Genomic DNA, 19,973 nt, shown 5'->3' on the forward strand with positions numbered 1-19,973 from the left:
CCTAGCAGATGATAAAGAGCAATCACCGTACTAATCAGAAAGGAGCCTTGCTGAACACGTTTAACTGTTCCTATCCATACGTGCTGGCCATTCTAATCGATCACAAACCATGGATAACGGGACGGATCATCATACAGAAGCCGGATTCGATCAGGTGCGCAACCTTCCTCATCAAATACGAGCAGTTCATTTTCCTCCTGCAGCCAGGATACGGGGATTTTGTAATCCTCCTGCGGGCCAATCTGCCAATAGCGTCCCAGATGATGCCCATTCAGATGAAGGGCTCCCTTGCTCATTCCGGTAAGGCGAAGCATCAGATTCACTTCGTAAAATTCCGAAACAATGGGACGGGAGAAACGCCAGCGGTACCACACGGGCTGACCGTATGAACGATCAACCACAGGATTGGCAGTACCATTGCCACCATGATGGGCAATAAGCGCATTGGCCTCGTGATTACCTGATTTGTTCGATGGATCGGGTGTCTGTGTTCCCCACTGCTGTGGAAGTATAGCTTCGCTGCCTGCCATGCGCCAATTGGTCAGTTCATCTTCATTTCGATACAAGATAAGCTCAAGACGATTCAATGGGGCTTTGCTATAAGGCATCTCCAGTGTATTGACCTCGCCCGGTTTCACATAAGGTGATAAATCCACCGTATGGAATGAAAACCAATCCTGGTATCCTTCCATGGGTACATCGATGCCATTGATTCGCAGTCCCTTGCTTACTGCTCCAACCAGAATGGCACGGTCCATGTCATCCAGTGTAAAGCTCCTGCTCAGCAACGGGTTTCCCTCCAGATAATTCCCCTCATCCAGATGAACCATCCCAGCTGCTGCTTGCCAGTCTCGCCGGATATCCTGAACCGAACCGCCAAGATACACAGACCCAGCTAATCCTTTGCTCTCTCCCAGAAACGGCGAGAAATTCAGTCGGCCCATATGCTGGACCAGGATCTGCAGTCTGTTCGTTCCTTCGGAAGTCCTCACTCTCACACCCGCTGCACCAACCTGCCTCACCAGTGCCTGTTCCACACCATTTACATATATTCTTGCCGTATCCTGAAGAGCCGGCAGAATGAGATGGCTCGAACCGCTCGTATCACTGTGGAAGTCGCATTCATAGAGCAGATATCCGTAATCCTGTCCATATTGCGCAAAGTGCTCCGGCTGTCCGCTTGACGATCGCCCTTCCGCTTCCAACGTTACACGCGATACGTCCGGGGAATCGGACAACTTCGGAGGCATTGGCGGCATGGTCAGCTGAAGCTGGTGAGTTCCTGTCACCGACTTGTGAGCACCTGTTTCCTCCGCGCGGCTGTACTCAGCCACTGCATCCCGATCAATAAGGTCGCGTCCAGTCAGCGACTGTTCACCATCGGTCCAGCCACCGAGCAGCAGAATCGTGCGATCCGGATCGGAGATCATGCCCTTTACCTGACCGGATGGTAACAGGTCAACCTCATCAAACCCAATGGCATAACGCAGCTGCTCCTGTTTCGTACCTTCGATTCTCCAGGTGCGATCCATCGCTTTACTGTCCAGCACCATGATGCGGAGAGGAACGCCGCCCGCCTCCAGACGAACCGTTCCTGGTTCCCGGAAATGGAACAGATCGAGACGCCGAACATCGCTTACCGGATCATGATCAAGAAGCAGCTGCATGCTGCTGCTTATAACTCGAAGTGAGGGTGCCTCCAGTTCAACAACCGAACGCTGTCCCGTGTCTCCTACAACGAACAATGTCCGTTCTCCATTCACGATCTCATTGCCCGTAATCAGTGCGCCACTGGTCAGAAAGACATCGTCCGCGATTCGGATCCGGTCGAAAACGGGAACAATCTGACCCGGGTTCAGGACAACAGGAAGCGTCCGTCCTTCTTCAAGCGTAATGGACAGCGTCTCCCGTTCATCTCGAAGACTCTCCAAAAACCAAACATTCTGGTTACCAGCACGCCTGCCTCTTAAGGAAACGCCCGCCGGAAGGCGTACGTTAATCTCTGCTTTTGGAACCTCTTCGCTCTCCATCAGAAATGATCCGAAAGTATTCACGAAATAAGACCACTTCTTGGTTACGGCATACTTAGGTGTTACACGCCCGTATTCGTTCAGCGGCGCATCATAGTCATAGGAAGTGACCATAAATATATCGCTGCTGCCCACGGTTCTTCCGCCATATCCACCGAAATTGGTCCCGCCATAAAACATGTAATGGCTGATTCCGGTATACCCGGCACGGAGAATCTCCATCAATCGTTTTTCCAGCAATGGCGCTGTTTTCTGAATGGCAGATGGCCCGCCCCAGTTCTCAAACCATCCTGTCCAGAATTCCGTAACCATCTTCGGGGTATCCGGCTGTTTCGCACGAAGCTTCGCATAATGCCCGTCAGCGCCCGACCAGAAGTTAGCCCCTTCAATCGTGCCCTCTGCCCCACCTACACAGGTGATAAGCGGAACGTCGATCCCGCGGCGCAGAAGCCCATCCCTAAGCACATTCATATGATCGCTTGCTGCGGCGTCATCCATCAGATACCCGTATTCGTTCTCGACCTGGACGAGAATAACGCTGCCTCCGTCGGAAACCTGGCGCTCGCGAATGATCGGTACGATCCGGTCAAAATACAGATCCACATAGTGCAGATAGGTTTCGTTGTTTTCACGGAATTTTACATTCGGCTTTGTTTCCAGCCAGTAAGGGAATCCGCCAAAATCCCATTCCGCACAGATAAACGGGCCTGGACGTGCGATGACCCACATGCCCAGTTCTGCACACAGATCCAGGAAGGCTCCGCAATCGCGATCCCCATCAAATGCCCATTGACCTTCCTCAGGCTCATGTACGTTCCAGGCAAAATAGGTATCAATACAGTTCATGCCGGCCAGCTTGGCCTTAACCAGCACCTTCCGCCACTCTTCCCTCGGCATCCGGAAGTAATGAATCGTTGCACTGTTCAGAAATACACGTTGTCCATTCCACATGAAGCTGTACTGATCGTAAGTAAGCTCTGAATAAATCTTGTTTTCAGCCCCAGGTTCTACACTCTTCTCCTGCTCATGAAGCAAAAGGGATGGTTTCTCTGTCAAAGCGTTTTCCCCTCCTTCTTTTGTGTTTGAGTTCATATGTCATTCGTTTATTCTTAGCCAAGTGAGTCCATATGCGCCTGTTCCATCTATTTACCGGCTTTCAACGTTACGTCTTCCAGAACAACCGTTGTTACGGAATTGTCTGCCACAGACACTTCCAATCCATTGGCATACACCGGAACGTCATCAAGCTGTTCCATATTTCGGTCCGGTGAGGTTTGGTAGACCTGTGCCTTGGATGAATTCGCGTAATCAAAAGACTGCAGCTCAAACGCCTTTTTCCCGGCAGACAGCTCATTGCGGATGACAAGCACCAGTCTCTGACGCTCTGCGTCATAGGCGGCCAGCGTGCGGCCATCATCGGTCGGAATCATCTTCGCGCCCGGACGAATGAACTTGGTGAACTGGGCCATGCCGTAATACTGTTTGGTCATCTCATACTTCTCTTCCCCGTTAAAATTGGCGTGAATGAAGCCCCAGTTGTTATTCGCGCCTTCATCTTCAACCGCCTGCCAATAGACCCAGGCCGAAGGCTGCATGATTTTCAGATCAAACATGATCCGCTCGGCCAGCTCCTGTACCGACGTCATGTCCTCATGATTGTGCGGTTCACTGCCTCCTGTACCATACTCGGACATCCACAGTTTCTTGCCATGGCGCTCAGCCAGCGTGCGCAGCTCCTCCATTTTGCTTCCATTATAAGAGTGCGTATTGATCTGGGCGATCACATCCAGCGTGTCCTGATCATAGATGCTGAAATTGTGCACCGTCTCGTCAATGCTGTTGTCGTCCGCAGCACTGATAACCGTACCATCCAATCCCTTGCTCTTCAGCGATGCAGCCACCTTCTTAATGATCTCGGCCTGCTTGTCGTTGGTAAAATGGCTGCCCTCCTGCATGTTGCCTTTCTTCCACCAATCCGAGGAAGGTTCATTCAGCGGATCAAGCGTCCGGAACGTAATGCCCCATTCATCCCGGTAATGCTTCACCACTTCGGTCAAATAATCGGCAAAGGCATCGTACTGATCCTCACGCAGATTGTTCCCGCCATCTACGGCACCCGTGACCGATCCGCTGATCGTCATCCAATAGGGTGGCGAGTTGGAGAACGCTTCAGCAATGTTCACTCCGCGTTCCAGCGATCCCTGCAGTACAGCCCGCTGCCCTGCGTCCGCCTCCCAGTCCCACTCGCCGGGTTCAGGCTGGAAGCCGGGAACATCTCCGCCGGGGCGAAGTGCCTTCATCTCCGGGTTTTCCTCTCCGCCGATATTGTAGCGAACGATATTCAGTCCCAGCCCCTTTTCCGCATCAAACACGAGATCCATGACTTCATCGACCTTAGCCTGATCCTTCCACCCCCCCAGATCGTTGGCCCACCAAGCAAGCGAGGTTCCCCAGCCTTCAAAATGGTCATAGGACTGCTCGAGCTGCAAGCGTACCGGTTCACCCTCAAATGCAAGCGGCCTGGACTGTTCATTAGTAAAATGATTCATGATCATTCCTCCTCCCGCCAGAAGCGCGATCAGGGCTACACCCATCAGGATATAGCTCCGTTTGCGGCTGCTGCGTCGTTTGTTATCCGCCATGGTTGATACAGCCCTTTCTCCATGCACGTTGATGACATTCACCTTGATTCACGATCGGTTCAATCACTGTACGCACCTCCCGTTACTTGATTCCGCTGCTGCCTCCGCTAATGTTGGCTTCATAGACATAACGCTGTCCAAACAGATAGACCAGAACCATCGGGATGGTCAGGAACAGGGAGGCAATCATGACCAAGTTCCATGGCGGCATCTGTCCGCCACCTACCGTGGTCAGGAGCTGAACACCGAGCGCAAGCGGCATTTTCTCCGGATCATTGATGTAAATGAGTGGTCCCATGAAGTTCCCCCAGTTATAGGAAAACGAGAATATGGCGATGGCCGCCAAAATGGGATACGTCAGCGGCATGATGATCTTCCAGTAAATTCCCGGATGTCCCATGCCATCGATCATCGCTGCTTCATCCAGCGACTTCGGAATGCTCATCACGAACTGGCGGATCAGGAATACGTTGAACGCTCCCGCAAAGAAGCTCGGTACGATGAGCGGATAGAATGTATTGATCCAGTCCAGATGACGGAAAATGATGAACTGCGGCACCATCGTGACCTCACCTGGAATCATCATCGTGCTCAGCAGGACGATAAACAGAAACCGGCTGCCTTTGGCCTTAATACGGGCGAAGCCGTAAGAAACTACTGAAGCCGACAATACCGATCCCACGATGGTGAATACGGTAATGATGATTGAATTTTTGAGATAGGTACCCAGATTGTTGTTGGTGAAGATCGTGTAGAAGTTCGACCATTGAAACTCCATGGGCACGAATGTAAAGGCCGATTTTACCGTGGTAGCGTCACTCGCCAGCGCGATCGAGATCATGTACAGGAAGGGCGAAGCAAGCAGCACCCCGACCAGAATCAGAAAAATGTAGGATATCGTTTTTTCCGCAGTGGATGGATTACTCATTGGCTTTTCCCTCCTCGTAGTGCACCCATAGTGCCGATGAACGAAACACGACCAGGGTGAGCGCCATGATGATAATGAACAGCACCCAGGCTATGGCTGAGGCGTAGCCCATTTTGTAGAACTGGAAAGCATTCTGGAACAGGTAGGGAACGACCATCTGGCTCGCATTGTCAGGTCCGCCTGCTGTAACAATGAACACCTGCGCAAACGTCTGCAGCGCCCCGATCATCCCGGTGACCAGGTTGAAGAAAATGACGGGTGTGAGCATCGGGAAAGTAATATGGAAGAAGGACTGCGTGCTCTTCGCCCCGTCAATGGCAGCAGCCTCGTACAGCTCCTGGGGAATGCCTTTCATACCCGCCAGCAGCAGTACCACGCCACCCCCAACTCCCCAGAGGGACATGAGAATCAATGCAGGTTTGACCCAGTTGGGATCGAGCAGCCAGGCAGGACCTGGAATGCCGAAGATCGACAGAGCCTTGTTGATCAACCCTTCGGTCGGTGCCAGCAAATGAATAAAAAGCAGCGAGCTTGCTACGACCGGAACGACCGAGGGCAGATAGAACAATATGCGAAAAAAGGTAATGCCCTTGATTTTTTTGTTCAAATAATAGGCAATCCAGAGGGATATCGACATGCCCAGCGGAATGGAAATCAAGGCATAGAAGAACGTATTGCCCACGGACTTCCAGAACAGTGGATCATCGGTGAGCAGCGTTTTGTAGTTGTCGATACCGATAAATTCCGGGGTCTGGAACAGATCCCAATTGGTGAAGCTCATATAGATGGAAAACAGGATCGGACCCAGGGTAAGCCCCAGGAAACCGATCAGCCAAGGCGAGATGAAGAGATAAAACCATTTCCCGTCTTTTTTTCTCACGTTAAGCCCTCCCCATGACGTAGAGAGCAGATGGAGATTCGCACAAGTTCATGTGCTGCGCTCCATCTGTCCCCCTGTCCATGCTATTTGTAGAGTCGTTCCAGTCCACTCTGAATTTCGGTTACCGTATCATCCAGTGAGGCCTTGTTGTTGAAGTACACACCCAGCTTGTCGTTGATCAGTTTCATCATTTCGTTCCATTGCGGGTTAAACGGTTCGGCATAAATGGTCGATTCGCTGAAAGCAGCCATGTTGATCTTCTTGCCGCCGTATTCGGCATTCAGGAATTCATCGCTGGACAGTCCCGCCTTCGTGGCCGGTGCATCCTGTCCTGCCTTGATCATCGGCATCTGTGCCTCAGGCGTCGTCAGTGCTTCAATGATCTTGAACGCTTCCTCCTTGTGTTTGGACGCATTCGTAATGGTGAAGCCGTTGAAGAACGCGTTCGTCTCACCCCATACCGGGGAGATATCCCAGTTGATGCCTTCCACCTTGGCAAGTGAGCCGATATTCCAGAATCCTGTGGTCTCCATCGCGATTTTGCCTTGAGCGAACAGCGGGTCTGCGCCGATATTGCCCATGTCGGCAATCTCCGTAGGCGTCGGTCCTGCACCGTGCGTGAAGATCAGGTCATTCATGAATTGTAGCGCATTGCGTACCGGCTCAGTATTGAAGGTTGGCTTGCCGCTCTCGTCAAACAGCGAGCCGCCATTCTGGTAGATCAGCTGCATCCATTGCGGCCACCAGCTTCCCGGGTAGTACCCCCATTGAACCGTCTTGCCATTCTCCTTCACCGTCAGCTTCTTGGCTGCTTCGAGCAGGTCTTCCTGAGTCCAATCCTTGGTTGGGTATTCCACACCAGCCTTGTCGAACAGATCCTTGTTATAAAAGAGCACCATCGCACCTGCGCGGTCCGGCATACCGAACTGTTTGCCGTCGTACTTCATGAGGTTCGCGATGTCATCGGAATAACGCTCCGACATGTTGACATTGTTTGCCTGGATCATCTCATCCAGCGGGATAATCTGATTTTTGGAGGCGTACGCCTGATAGTTCTCGGCAATCATCATGATGTCGGGTGCAGTTCCGCCCGCGATCATGGTTTGTACCTTCTGGTCATAATCTCCGGCAACCACGTTGAGCTTCACATTAATATCGGGATAGGTTTGTTTCACAATGTCGAGTCTCTCCTGGTAAATCTTCTTCTCATCCTCCGAGCCCCAGATCGTCATGCTCAGATCAACCTTGCCGCCGGCTCCACCGGCCGAATCGCCGCTGTCTCCGCTGCTGCAAGCTGTCAGAACCATGACCATAACCAACATTACTAACGAAATGACCTTTAAACTTCTTCTCATACGGTACGCCCCCTCGATAAATGAATGGATGACCACACTGAAACCCATTTCATGAAATGGGTTTCATAAAGCTTAAAACTAAAACCCGTTCCACTTCATGAAAGGGGTTTCATTTACGGACTCATTATATTTCACCTTCCGAGGGAATGTCAACGCTTTCTTTTCCAGATGTCCGTCCCTTTATCGCTTCGCTTGCCCTGTGCTCTGACGGATGATCAGCTCCGGTTGCAATACGGTCTGCTTCTTCGCCTGTCCCTGATTAATCAGCTCATGCAGCTTGTCCACCGCCAGCTTGCCGAGCTGATACGTGTTCTGGGACACGGTCGTCAGTTCCGGAATAACTGCACTGGCCAGCGGCGTATCATCGAATCCAACGATGGAAATATCCTCCGGAATCGACAAGCCATGCTCAATCGTCGCCTTAATGGCACCAATGGCCGTGTAATCGTTCACGCAGATCACTCCTGTCGGAGGGTTGTCCTGCTCCAGCAGCTTGGTCATCTCCCGTTTGCCGTCATCGATGGAGAAACTGCCGAGCAGCTGGCGGTCCTTCGGAATTTCAAGCCCATGCTCCCGCAGTTTTTTCTGCACGGCCTTCACCTTGACCATGGTCGTGGACAATTCTCTCAATCCGCCCACAAAAGCGATATCCCGATGCCCCAGTTCCAGCAGATGTTCAACAGCCAGTACAGCACCTGCCGCTTCATCCGTGTAGACCCGGTGGAAACCTCCTTTGGGAATATTGCCATTGACCAGTACAATTGGCATGCGTTTGCCCATATCGATCAATTCCTGTGCCATGTCATCCGGACAGTGCTGCATGTTGATCCTTCCGCCGAGAAAAATAATGCCGTCAACCCGTTTCTCCCGCAAAATGGACAGGTACTCGGACTCCCGGTTGTAGTCTCCCGCCGTATTGCACAGAAAGAACGTGTACCCCAATCCGCGTGCCTCATTCTCGGCGCCCCAGAACACTTCCGGGAAGAACGGATTGGTAATGTCGGGAAGGATGATGGCAATCGTGCCCGTCTCTTTCTTGATTAGACTGCGCGCCTGCGCATTGGGCTGAAACTGGTGCTTTTCAATAATCGACATGATCTTCTCTCTCGTGCTTGCACGTACGGGTGCCGTATCATTGAGCACCCGGGAGACGGTCGCTACAGATACATTCGCTTCTTTGGCGATGTCATAAATGGTGATCGGTGTCATAAAAGGAACCTTCCTTTGTCTCTAATTTTCCTGCTTATCATACCAGATAAGGATGGGGGATGAAATGGGTTTCATTCAGGTGAGCGAATCATTTTACACTGGATCACTGTGCGGTCAGAACCATCTTCCGATCGCTGTTATCCCCAGATTTTTCTGATTCCCTATATATAAGGGGAAAATCCGGGGATAAAGGCGAACGCTCCGCTTCTACAGATTGGTTCTGTCCTCTCCGTTATTGTGTAATTGTTTAGTTCAACTTATATAGCGTGTCAAAATAAACAGCTTGCTGTCGGCATTTACGATCTGTGTGCCGTTCTTCAGCTGCACAAGGGGCGTATCCCAGTGGGTATGCCCGCAAAAAACAACCGTCTCCGGCCCTGCCTCGAGGGCCTGCCGGATCAGCGGTTCACCCATGAGCCCATGCTCGGGAATGCCCGGGCTCTGGTGCAACAGCAAGCAATCCGGCTGCTGCTTCAGCAGCTTGTTCACGGATTGCAGGTAGTGCTTCTCCGGCAGCCGGTTGGGCTTGTCCGGCCTGCCGATGATGCCGCCCAGGCCAGCGATGCGCAGTAGCTGTGACTGGACGGCGCCCCGTGGCACAGGACCACCCGGTGGGCCTGCGCCAATCACGGCTGGGACATCCATGTAGTGGATGCCCTCGCCGCTTTGCAACCGATGAGCGCCTGCTACATCGGTAAGGTCATGGTTGCCGTCTATCCCGGCAACCCAGCCGAAGGCTTCCCGGAAGGCAAGCCAGACGGGAACCGGATTGCCGCTTGCTCCTCTTTTGCCGCGCCGGGCATACAGGTCGCCACACAATAACACACCCACACGTCCTGGATCAATCTCCGGCCATTCCACCTCCAGCAGCAACCGGACATGGGCAGGCAACATTTCACCAAGCAAACGATCCATGCCTGGTTCAGTACCAGTCGTCATATCGGTGGTTTTCTGATGTCCATTCTCCCGGGGGACAGGTATGATGCCCTGCAAATCCGACGCCACAATAAGCGCATCCACGCCCTCCGGCAGACCGGAAACCGTGCCATGGTAAATGGGCAGCTGTGCTTCGGCCACGTCTCCCCCGGGTATGGCATTCAGATAATTGAATCGTTCGATGGGTTCTTCATTCAGCTTGGTGATTTTCATGCAAATCTGCCTCCTTCGCTGACAAAACATGTTCGTGTTCTCGTTAAATCACACTGTAAGATGTCATTAGCGTTTATGTATGGCTCACAAGCTTGTTAGCTTATACATGACACAATTTCTCGTTAATTTCCTTTATTTTGTCGTCGATTCCCCTTCTATTTTACAACACTCGCCCATATATTAGATTGTAAGCGAATTCATAAGGTGATTAGAGGAGTGTGAACGACGTTATGATCATTCAGGTCAGCCCGCTGGCAGAATCAAGACTTAACGCGATGCTGGGAGATCGGCCAGGCTATTTAAAGCTGTTTTATGACACCGATGGATGCGGATGCGACGGCACTGCGGTCCTCCTGATCGTTAACGAACCGGATAGCGACGACATTCCGATTGAGTCCGGTACGCTTCCTTTTCTCATCAACAAACAGCAGCAGATCTACTTCGAGTCCAACCTGCGTCTGCAATCGGAAAACAGCTTCCCTTCCTATCGTCTGAGCAGTGATTCCATGATCTACGGCAGCAATGTCAAGGTCCATGATCTTCGGGATACGGCAAACGCTTCACCAGAGCCGCTCAGCTGGTTCGTCCGCTGATTTATTTTACTACGCTTAATCACATATGCAAAAGCCGGTGCTCCAGTGTGGAGTGACCGGCTTTTGTTATGAAACGCACGGTAAGTTATATTCTTATACCAAAGTTTCTCTTATTGCAATGCCATCCTCTATAAGTTGCCTCTTGACCTAACCGGTTTTCAAGTCTACATTATCATGTAAGCTATTTAAGCCTAAAAATATCCGCGAGAGGAGGAGCTCTTATCACACAATACTATGACGTCATTATCGTTGGAGCAGGCTCCATGGGGATGAGTGCAGGCTATTATCTGGCAACGAGTGGGCTAAAAACCCTGCTGATTGATGCGTTTGATCCCCCACATACCGAAGGGAGCCATCATGGAGAGTCCCGATTGATTCGCCATGTGTACAGCGGGGGACCTGATTACATAGCCATGGCGCTTCTTGCCCAGAATTTATGGCAGGAGCTGGAGGATATAACTCGAAGTAATCTGCTTGTTCGTTCAGGGGTCATCAACATGGTTGATCCAGACTTCCATTCGTTTCGCGACCGGTTGACTCATGCAGATGCAGCGGGTGTGCCATATGAAATCATGAGTGCAAGAGAAGTGATGAAGCGCTGGCCAGGGATTACCATACCCGAACATTACGAGGGCATGTATGAACCGGACGCTGGTTATCTGTTCAGTGAACGGTGCATTCTGGCTTATCGACAAGCCGCAGAACAACAGGGTGCCACCCTGTTGACACATACTCTTGTGGAACATGTCGAATGTGGCCCACATTCCGTAGCGGTAAAAACGTCTGCTGGTGATACATATCACGCGAGTAAGCTTATACTCAGCACGGGTGCCTGGTTTCAGACGTTGAAACCGTTCGTGGACCTCCCGATCCGCGCCGTACGCAAAACGGTAGGATGGTTCGATGCACCGGAAACATTGTTCGGCGAAGAACATTTCCCTGGTTTCACCATATCCGAACAGGAAGGTGTCTATTACGGATTTCCCAGCATCGGCGGAGCTGGAGTGAAGATTGGCCGTCATGATACGGGACCAACATGGACGCCTGGAGAGCCTCAGACAACGTTCGGAGCGGAAGAAACAGACGAGGGTGAATTGCGGAGGCTGCTGGAGCTTCGAATGCCACTGGCGGCAGGCCCATTGAAGCGTGGCAGTGTATGCAAATACGAAATGACGCCTGACGAGGATTTTATTATTGATCGTCACCCGCTGCATGAGCATGTTTGGCTGGCAGGCGGATTTTCGGGTCACGGCTTCAAATTTGCTAGTGCGATTGGCAAAATACTGTCCGATCTGGTACAGACAGGACATACGGACCAGGATATCTCGAGGTTTGCCCTGTCCCGATTCGCCAAGACGGGCATCTCCTCAACACCCTAAATTCAAAAGACGTGCAGGGATATCATCAATCATTACCGATTGTGCTCCCTTGCACGTCTTCTTCATTTACACCGTTTAGTTAAAGCAAATGACCATTATGATACCTACTTAATTCGCCAGATGGTTACATCATTTGCTTACATCATTTTTTACTTCGTTTTAAACCTCGCTGCTTCCTCAGCAAGCCGTTTGGTCAAAGCATCAATCGTTTGCACCATCTCTGCCAAATGTTCCGTCATGCCTGCTTGCTCCTGCATCGTGGCGGTCACTTCCTCAACCGAAGCAGATACTTGCTCACCGGAAGCAGACAGGTTCTGTGCTGCGCCAAGGACATCATCCTTGTCCCGCTCAATGGATTCGATCTCGGATGCTATGGCTTGTATCTGGTCCATGATCTCATGCATATTTTGCGTGACAAAGGTGAATGTTTCCTTGGTTTGTCCAACACTGCTCTTATGCTGTTCGGCAATGGTCTCAATGGCCTGTACGCTGCGGTTGTTCTGCTCGACATGTTCGATCGTCTGCATCACAATCCGTTTGATATCCTCCGATTGTGCTGTCGTCTGCTCCGCCAGTTTACGGATCTCCGAGGCAACTACGGCGAAGCCGCGTCCCTGATCACCCGCTCGCGCAGCCTCAATGGACGCATTGAGTGCCAGCAGGTTCGTCTGATTCGCAATTTCGGCAATCGTACCCGTAATCTGATGAATACCGGAGGAACTCTCGGCAAGCTGCACTGTTATTTTTGAAATATTGCCGACTTCGATCTCGTTCTGATTGTTCACGGCTATGAGCTTATCGACGACCTCATGATTGTTTTCGAATGCATCGGTAATCTCATCCGCCTTACGTTTCACCGCCTGCGACTTCTCGTTCACGCTGGCAATTTTGCTTCCCACGTTCATGAATTTATCCACGATGGATTCCGTATCGCTTGCCTGTGATTCCATCGCCCGCGAGATTTCCAATGCCGTTGTTGTTGTTTCCGCAATGGTTGTGGAAGTCTGCTGTGTGGACTGATCCAGCTCGGTTGTACTTGTGTTCAACGTTTCGATAGAGCTGTTCATGCTGGAGATCAGCTGCCTGTTGGCACCCGCCATCGTGTTGAAGCTGTCCGCCAGGTCCTTAAACTCCCCGCTGTATTTCCCTTTTGCCTGAACGGTCAGATCTCCGCCTGCGAGCTGTCTGAACAAACCGGTCAGTCTGGTTATCGGTCTTGTTACCATAAGGGAGATCAGAATTCCGGCTGCAATGGAAATTGCTATGGCACTGAACAGCACGATATACATTTTCGTTGCCATGGATACGAGCGGCTTTCGCACATCCTCGTATGTATCCTCCACAATTATGGTCCAATCAGAGCGTGGGATTTTCGAATAGAACACCACTTTTTCTTCCGAGCTGATTTCCCCCTGTTGCAGCTGTTCGCTTGGAGGCAAATCAATCAATGTCTGATATTCCCCGGACTCCATCTTTTGGCCTGCCATCTTCTCATCGGAAGAATTAAACATGACCGTACCTACACGATCCAAAATGATGACGTTACCCTCTTCATTAATCTGAATGTCTTGCAGCTGGTTAACGAAGAACGACGTTGTTGCGGTAGACACCAGCACACCTTCCACTTGGTTGTTATCATTGTAAATTGGCATGGCGAACGCCGTACCCAATGTCCCGAGCGTTTTCGAAATAATCCCGTCGCTGATTACATTTTGGCCTTGAATGGCCTTTTTGAAATAATCACGATCTGCACGTTCCCCCTTGAGAGCCGCCGGATCATTCGCGGAAACAATAGTCCCTTCCTTATCCAGCAAAATAATATTGCTGTTGCCTTCCATCCCTGCGAGACTGTCTGCCAATATGCCATTGGCTTTGTCGATCAGCTCACTATTTTCCGAGAAAAATTCATCATTGCTCTGTTCTCCCGAATTCCGTATTTCGAGCAAATCCTCAAATGTACGATGTGTAGTAATCAAAAATGTAGACTGCTCCTCCAGGGTTAGCGACGTAAACAGGCCCGCACCGATCCGGTCGGAAGTTGCCTTAATTTCGTCCTTGCTTTTATCCAGCGTGATGCTTTCTGCCACTCTATAACACAGAATTGCCGTCGCTACCAGCACGACACATACCAGCACACTGATCATCAGCGGCAATCTGACCCTGAAGGACATGTTCGCCATGCTTCCTTTCACCTTACCGAATAACTTCAATACAATTCACCTTCCATCTCATGATGTAGTCCATCTTTTATGTATTTTCTTTATATCGGTATTTATCTGTGAATTGTTCAGTGGAAACAGCATTTGATTAGAATGTTTTGAGCCGGGGCACACGTATACAATGAGTTAAAACCTCCCCAGGCAGGGCAGAAGGTGCCTTGCTTCTTTTCATATTCGCGCAGTACCTCTGCAGTTCTTTTCCCAGATGCATCTAGGACAAAGGGGGCGCCAACCGATTGATAAATATAGACTTTGGTTTAATACAAAATATGACATCACTTACGTATAATTAAAGAACTACATATTCATTAGGGAGAGAACAGAAATTGAATACAAAAATGCCCACATTATTAAACGTCATCCGTGCCTTATTGGGGGTGCAGACAATTTATATCGGGATTGCCATGGGCTTTTTAATCTACGATATCCTGCGGCATAGTGCAGATTACGCCGCGTTTCCACTATCCGATCAGGTCGCCTACTTCACCGATGCGGGAATTCGTATTCTGCTGATCCTGGGACTGCCGATTTGGACCATGGTCTTCATTGCTAAACAAAGATATAAGCTGACGATCACCTTTATGACCCTTACCTTCTTGTTTACTGCTGCGTTCCTCCAAAATTTCTTGGTGCTGCTGCATCTGTTTATGCTGCTGGTGCTCCTGCTCCACAAACCGAGCAAGATGTATCTCAAGCAGGAGGCCCCTGTGCGGCAGTATTCCAAGCGGGATTTGCAAGTATAGATTTAGTAGTGGAATGGAGTCTGTGAACAATATGAAAATGCCAAAATGGTTTAACGCCTTTTACTCTCTGCTCTGCCTCAAAGTTGTTTATGAGGGATATGCTCTTTTGAAAACAATCTCGTTGTTACTAAACGGTGTGCTGGATAATGCCCCTGCTGCCCTAGCAGATGCCATTACCCGGTTTATCCTCCTAGGCCTGCCCGCAATCTGGATCGTGGTCTGCATTGCCCAACGTAAGTACATCAGGACCATTTTAGCGCTGGTTTTGGCGTTACTGTTGGCCGTAGCCATGCCACCCACCTGGGGCCAAACGCTATACCTTTGTTCCATCCCGTTCCTTCTGTTGCATAAGCCGAGCAAAGCGTATTTAAAGCGTTCCAAGGACGAGCCCTCCACCATTCGAATTCCTGCCAAAAAAGCTCGTATGTAAAACTGATTCCGGCTTCGTTTATAACTGTTTTTCATGTGACAGCATACCCCTGTTACGAAGACCGAAGGATAGAATATATTACAAAAAGAGAGCCTGACTAAGCGTCAGGCTCTCTTCTGCATGTTGAAATATCTAGTGGCTGAAGACCCTACCAACACAAGTGAAAGAAGCTTCTTACCAGTCAGAATTCAAGTGAATTTCTTTCGCCATCATGGCCTTCATCTTTTCTTAACCCAGCTCTGCAATCCGCTTCCCTACGCGTGGAAACAATTCAAAAGCATTCTCATAAAACACCTTCTCATGATGCTGCTCCGGCACGAGTCGGCGGATAAATTCTGCATACAGATCAATCGGCGCGAGCGGCCAGTCGGTTCCGAACAGCATTTTCTCGTAGTGATCGGAATATACCAAGGCCCGGCGGAAATGATCCATGAACAGAGGCTCATTCATGAATCGTTCAAAATGCGGCCGATCACCGACCACAAGGCCGGACAAATCCGCGTACACGTTAGGATTTTTTGCCACCACTTCGGCAGCATCCATCACCCAGGGATCACCCAAATGACAGATCATGAAGTTCACTCCACGCTGTTGAAAGGCTAATTCATCCACGGTCAGCGGATGTGCATACTTCAGCAATCCATTCATCGAGTACGTATCCCCTGTATGAATGACGACGGGCATGTTGTACTTGGCTGCAAGCTCATAGATCGGTGTATAAATCTTATCATGAACGTAGTAATGGTAGTATCCTGCGTACAGCTTGATGCCGGCTACCTCGGGAGCTTGCAATCGTGCTTCAATTCGGTCAAGTTCGTCCTGTGCGTATTCACCACCAAGCTGATTCGGGTTGATACCAACACATTCCATAAGGAATGGCGGCACCGCTGCTTCCAAATTGAGGCCCATCGGATTGGGAGAACTGGAATCCGGGAACGCTCCCTTCGTCTGCTCCGTAACCCCCATTCCAATACCAAGAATGACATCGTTCTTATTAAACTCCGCCTTGAGGCCAGCGGCAGTGTAGTCCACTTTCGACAGATCGATCGCCGTTCGATGGAAACTGTCGATGTCCGACAGATGAATGTGAATATCAATGATCGGCATAGGAAGCCTCCTTATCGTCATTAGAGGTTGCAAAGGTTAGCTGTAGAAGGCTGCGCATATCCTCTGGATGCAGAGTGAGCTGCCCCAAGATCAGATAGGTCGGCTTCATCCAGACCGTTTCCCCATTGGGAATGGACAGATGCTCACTCACATTTAGACCGAGCACCTGGTTGTTCGCAAATGTCCAAGCGCTCTGATTGGGATAACCATCTACGGCGTGCAGCATGTTCTTACGCGAAGCCGCTCCCACCCGCAAGAGCCCATTCAAATGAAGACCCGCATCCACTTTCCCGAGAGGAAAAAGCCCTTGCTCGGGGTGATCCAGCCAGCCCTCTTCAAAGACAAGCGAAGTTTTAAAGAACTTCTCCTCCGTAAGCGAATAATCCGTTAGTGCCAAGCCGCTCTTGTTGGTCACTGAATGCAGCGAACAGAGAACAGGAACGCCGGGCAGCATGAGGTAATGCTGGTGTACGGTGATTCCCCGATTCGCTTCATGCTTCTCAATGGAGGTCGTGATCCGAACTCCTTTCCAGATGTTACCGTACTGATCCTTCTGCTCCGTCCAAGCCGCACTTCTCTGCTCCAGCTGACGGCTGAAACCGTTCATACCCGGGATACCCACACCAAGTCCACCGTACCATGGATTCCACCAAGAACGCGGCGCAGCTTCCGGATATGAACTATCCAGCCATTCCTCGCTCTGGTACTTCAGGGAATGCACGACACTTCCGAAGCCAGGTGCAGCTGCCATCGAGAGAACCCCGTTGCTCACTGTGTAAACCGTGCCTGCTGGTCCTTCTTCAATCACCCGATCGACGGCTGATCCCTTTTGTGGAAACCAGAGGGCAGTCCGTTCCTGAACGCGATCCTCTCCACGATAAACGGCCCGAACCTTCCAGCCGAATGCGCGTATTTCTGTCGCAACCTTTTCCTCAGGGGAGAACTCCAAAAGTGCGGAGCGCAGATCCTGCTCGCGGTTTAATTCCATATCAGCAGCCAAGTGCTCCGGTGCACCACCATTCTGCACGTACAGTTCCAGGTTTCCGGCGAGTGGAACCATCTTCCGTTCGTTCAGTTCCGCTTGCAGCGTGCCCGAGACAAACGGATTACCGCCGCCCAGTACCAGCTCAAGATGGTCATCCAGCACAGGCACAACCGGATCGGGCTGTTTACGGGCAAAAGAGCGGAAATCCTGCCACTTGGCAAAGGTGTTCAACGCAAATACTGTAGCCTTCGTCCGAACAACGGCTCCTGCCGGAATTCGGCCTAGATCATGCTCCAACCCCAGCGTGTATTCCGGACGAAGCAGCTTCAGGGAAGGGTCCCAGTAGATACCGCATGCACCATACGCTTCCTTGCAGAACAGCCAGTTCTCCGTGATCTGTGCGCTATCCCAATGGTTCGGGTCACCGGCGTAATCATCTCCCATATCCACATAGCGGCCTTGGTACGGGAGAATAAGCCTGCTCCCATAGAAACCGAAGTTGGTCATCAAAAACATGTTCTCTTCCAGTTCTGCACTGCGAGTATTGCCAATTTCGTGGTAGAATTCTGCGATCCCGTTTGCAGACAGCTTAACGACGGACTTGATCTGCAAACCTGGGAAATCCTCCGAATCATACAGTGCTTCGAGAACCTGACGTTCTCCTTCGGGGTAGATGTTCACTTCTTTCGCCTGTTTCTTGGATAACTCTTCTGCAAAAGGCTTCCCCAGCTTCGGGTAGGTCCACCAGAACGTGTGACGTGATCCAGGATATTCGATCCACATCGTATTATCTTGCCTGCTCATATGGAGGGAGAATGCGCCGTTCACGGCCACCCACTGCTCTCCATTTTCTCCACCATATCGTCCATGAGTTCCCTTCATCAGAACAGACAACTTGGTTGTGAATGAGACTGCCTCTTGGCCTGCCGGAACCGCCGTTACCTTTATTTCTTGCGAATAGAGACCATACGAACGCAAGGTGAAAGACACTGGTACAGATGTTTTGCCTTTGGCAGGAACGGTGAAGCGTACCGAACGTTCTGCCCACTCCAGGAATTCATCCTCTGGCAGGTCAAAAGCGAACTCCGCTTCGGAATCATAATTATTTTCCACGTTCAGATACAGCTCGGCCGGAATGCCTGAATAGAGCTCCTTCACAGGCAACGCCGCGTTGATCTTGGCCGGGAATTTCGGGACGACGCCCATACGGAACTCGGCTTTCCTGCCACCGATTAACCATGTGCTGGCGACAACAGGATGGGTTTTCATCTGGTTCTGTTCCTCTGTAACGGGATCAAGTTGGAACTCGCCCTCCACGATGATCGTCTCTCCCGGTGCAACTGCTTCAGCAGCATTCAGAGCAAAACGAATATTTTTGTTATCCCGTCCCTTGATCTCGAACTTCAGCTCGGACGCTGAACGGTTCTTGATCCGATAGCGAACCTTGTATGTGGAGCCGAAGACCAGGTCATGTTCGTCGATCTCTGTGAAGATTGCGTAATCCGGTGTTTCGAGAGCGCTGAGCCCGCGACCCGACTTCTCGAACTCGGCGCGCAAGGAGATATCTCCCTTTTTCCAAGTGTAGTCAAAGAAATCGAAGCCACGCTCACGTCGACCATCCGGCTCGATAACGAGTTCACGCGTGCTGTCTGCGTACCAATCCAGCTCCTCAAAATAAGGAGCAAGGGCCTCGGTCTGCAAGATGGTCGGGATGAAATTCATCAGGTGCACAGTGTCATCTTTTTTCTCCCAGAAGAATCCGCATTTCTTGTACATCGGCACAGCCTTCGTGTTGCCTGCCCAGGTGAACAGATCCAGACGGGGCCACCCCGCTTCCACGGTTTTGCGAACGGCGTTCAGGATCAGATTGCGTCCGACTTTGTAACCATGATAATCGGGGCGCACATTCAACAACGGTACATAGAGGGCATTCTCGTCATGGCGGTAGTGGGCGAAACTGCAGAAGCCGATTACCTCATTCTCATGAACGGCAAGAAAAACATGAAGATTGGACGAACTCTCCATCTCCCGGCGCACGGTATCTTCCGTTCTCTGGTTCGTGCCGCCTCCCCAGCTTTCATTGCTGCGGTTCCACATATCAGCGAGTGCGGCAGCATAGGAGTGGTCGTATTCGATAATGCGGATTTGTTCTAGATTTGAGGTTACTGTCATGTCTCTATCCCCTTTGCTTTATGTATAGTGTCTTCGTGCTCATACAAAATGGGCTTGTTCGACAGCGACAAAGATGATAGAGTCCCCGTTTGCTGAAGCTATCGATAGTCTTATCATACTATAAATGGAAACATTTTCAGATAATCAAAAAT

14 protein-coding genes are annotated in these 19,973 nt (G+C 50.8%); 4 read left to right on the plus strand and 10 right to left on the minus strand.

Going from position 1 to position 19,973, the window contains the following annotated elements; translation table 11 throughout:
- Positions 1–92 precede the first annotated feature (92 nt).
- The 7 genes from AB3N00_RS18505 to AB3N00_RS18535 form a co-directional block, all read right to left on the minus strand.
- Positions 93–3,086 carry a beta-galactosidase gene (locus AB3N00_RS18505; protein ID WP_413035882.1) on the minus strand — a complete coding sequence of 998 codons (2,994 nt, stop codon included), beginning with the start codon at positions 3,084–3,086 and terminating at the stop codon, positions 93–95.
- Between the two features lie 86 nt (positions 3,087–3,172).
- Positions 3,173–4,672 carry a glycoside hydrolase family 30 protein gene (locus AB3N00_RS18510; RefSeq protein WP_413035883.1) on the minus strand — a complete coding sequence of 500 codons (1,500 nt, stop codon included), beginning with the start codon at positions 4,670–4,672 and terminating at the stop codon, positions 3,173–3,175.
- 82 nt (positions 4,673–4,754) lie between these two features.
- On the minus strand, positions 4,755–5,600 hold the full coding sequence (locus AB3N00_RS18515) for a carbohydrate ABC transporter permease (RefSeq protein ID WP_413035884.1): 846 nt from the start codon (positions 5,598–5,600) through the stop codon (positions 4,755–4,757).
- A complete protein-coding gene (locus AB3N00_RS18520; protein WP_095289650.1) occupies positions 5,593–6,480 on the minus strand; it encodes a carbohydrate ABC transporter permease in 888 nt (295 codons plus the stop codon). The genes AB3N00_RS18515 and AB3N00_RS18520 overlap by 8 nt, the downstream gene beginning before the upstream one ends.
- A gap of 83 nt (positions 6,481–6,563) precedes the next feature.
- Positions 6,564–7,835 (minus strand): ABC transporter substrate-binding protein, encoded by a 1,272-nt coding sequence (locus tag AB3N00_RS18525; RefSeq protein WP_413035885.1) that lies wholly within the window; start codon positions 7,833–7,835, stop codon positions 6,564–6,566.
- Positions 7,836–8,015: 180 nt separating this feature from the next.
- The gene (locus tag AB3N00_RS18530) at positions 8,016–9,044 is read right to left on the minus strand and encodes a LacI family DNA-binding transcriptional regulator (protein WP_413035886.1); all 1,029 of its coding nucleotides are present in this window, start codon (positions 9,042–9,044) and stop codon (positions 8,016–8,018) included.
- A gap of 252 nt (positions 9,045–9,296) precedes the next feature.
- Positions 9,297–10,193: a metallophosphoesterase family protein gene (locus AB3N00_RS18535; RefSeq protein ID WP_413035887.1), complete on the minus strand. Its 897-nt coding sequence runs from the start codon at positions 10,191–10,193 to the stop codon at positions 9,297–9,299.
- Between the two features lie 218 nt (positions 10,194–10,411).
- Here AB3N00_RS18535 and AB3N00_RS18540 point away from each other — a divergent pair, with 218 nt between their 5' ends.
- Together AB3N00_RS18540 and solA are read left to right on the plus strand one after the other, a co-directional pair.
- Positions 10,412–10,786, plus strand: a complete 375-nt coding sequence (locus tag AB3N00_RS18540; RefSeq protein ID WP_312884322.1) for an iron-sulfur cluster biosynthesis family protein — start codon at positions 10,412–10,414, stop codon at positions 10,784–10,786.
- A 221-nt stretch (positions 10,787–11,007) separates the two neighbouring features.
- On the plus strand, positions 11,008–12,165 hold the full coding sequence (solA, locus tag AB3N00_RS18545) for an N-methyl-L-tryptophan oxidase (RefSeq protein WP_413036076.1): 1,158 nt from the start codon (positions 11,008–11,010) through the stop codon (positions 12,163–12,165).
- A gap of 149 nt (positions 12,166–12,314) precedes the next feature.
- On the opposite strand, the gene AB3N00_RS18550 is transcribed toward solA, so the two are convergent.
- Positions 12,315–14,345 carry a methyl-accepting chemotaxis protein gene (locus AB3N00_RS18550; RefSeq protein ID WP_413035888.1) on the minus strand — a complete coding sequence of 677 codons (2,031 nt, stop codon included), beginning with the start codon at positions 14,343–14,345 and terminating at the stop codon, positions 12,315–12,317.
- 365 nt (positions 14,346–14,710) lie between these two features.
- Here AB3N00_RS18550 and AB3N00_RS18555 point away from each other — a divergent pair, with 365 nt between their 5' ends.
- Together AB3N00_RS18555 and AB3N00_RS18560 are read left to right on the plus strand one after the other, a co-directional pair.
- Complete coding sequence (locus AB3N00_RS18555; RefSeq protein ID WP_413035889.1) at positions 14,711–15,127, plus strand: hypothetical protein; 417 nt, start codon at positions 14,711–14,713, stop codon at positions 15,125–15,127.
- 37 nt (positions 15,128–15,164) lie between these two features.
- On the plus strand, positions 15,165–15,557 hold the full coding sequence (locus AB3N00_RS18560) for a hypothetical protein (protein ID WP_413035890.1): 393 nt from the start codon (positions 15,165–15,167) through the stop codon (positions 15,555–15,557).
- Between the two features lie 228 nt (positions 15,558–15,785).
- Here AB3N00_RS18560 and AB3N00_RS18565 read toward each other — a convergent pair whose 3' ends face one another.
- On the minus strand, positions 15,786–16,664 hold the full coding sequence (locus tag AB3N00_RS18565; protein WP_413035891.1) for an amidohydrolase family protein: 879 nt from the start codon (positions 16,662–16,664) through the stop codon (positions 15,786–15,788).
- Positions 16,651–19,821 carry an N-acetyltransferase family protein gene (locus AB3N00_RS18570; RefSeq protein WP_413035892.1) on the minus strand — a complete coding sequence of 1,057 codons (3,171 nt, stop codon included), beginning with the start codon at positions 19,819–19,821 and terminating at the stop codon, positions 16,651–16,653. Before AB3N00_RS18570 ends, AB3N00_RS18565 begins: the two co-directional genes overlap by 14 nt.
- Between the last annotated feature and the right edge of the window lie 152 nt (positions 19,822–19,973).

It is taken from the genome of Paenibacillus xylanilyticus, assembly GCF_047246825.1.
GTDB lineage: Bacteria > Bacillota > Bacilli > Paenibacillales > Paenibacillaceae > Paenibacillus > Paenibacillus xylanilyticus_B.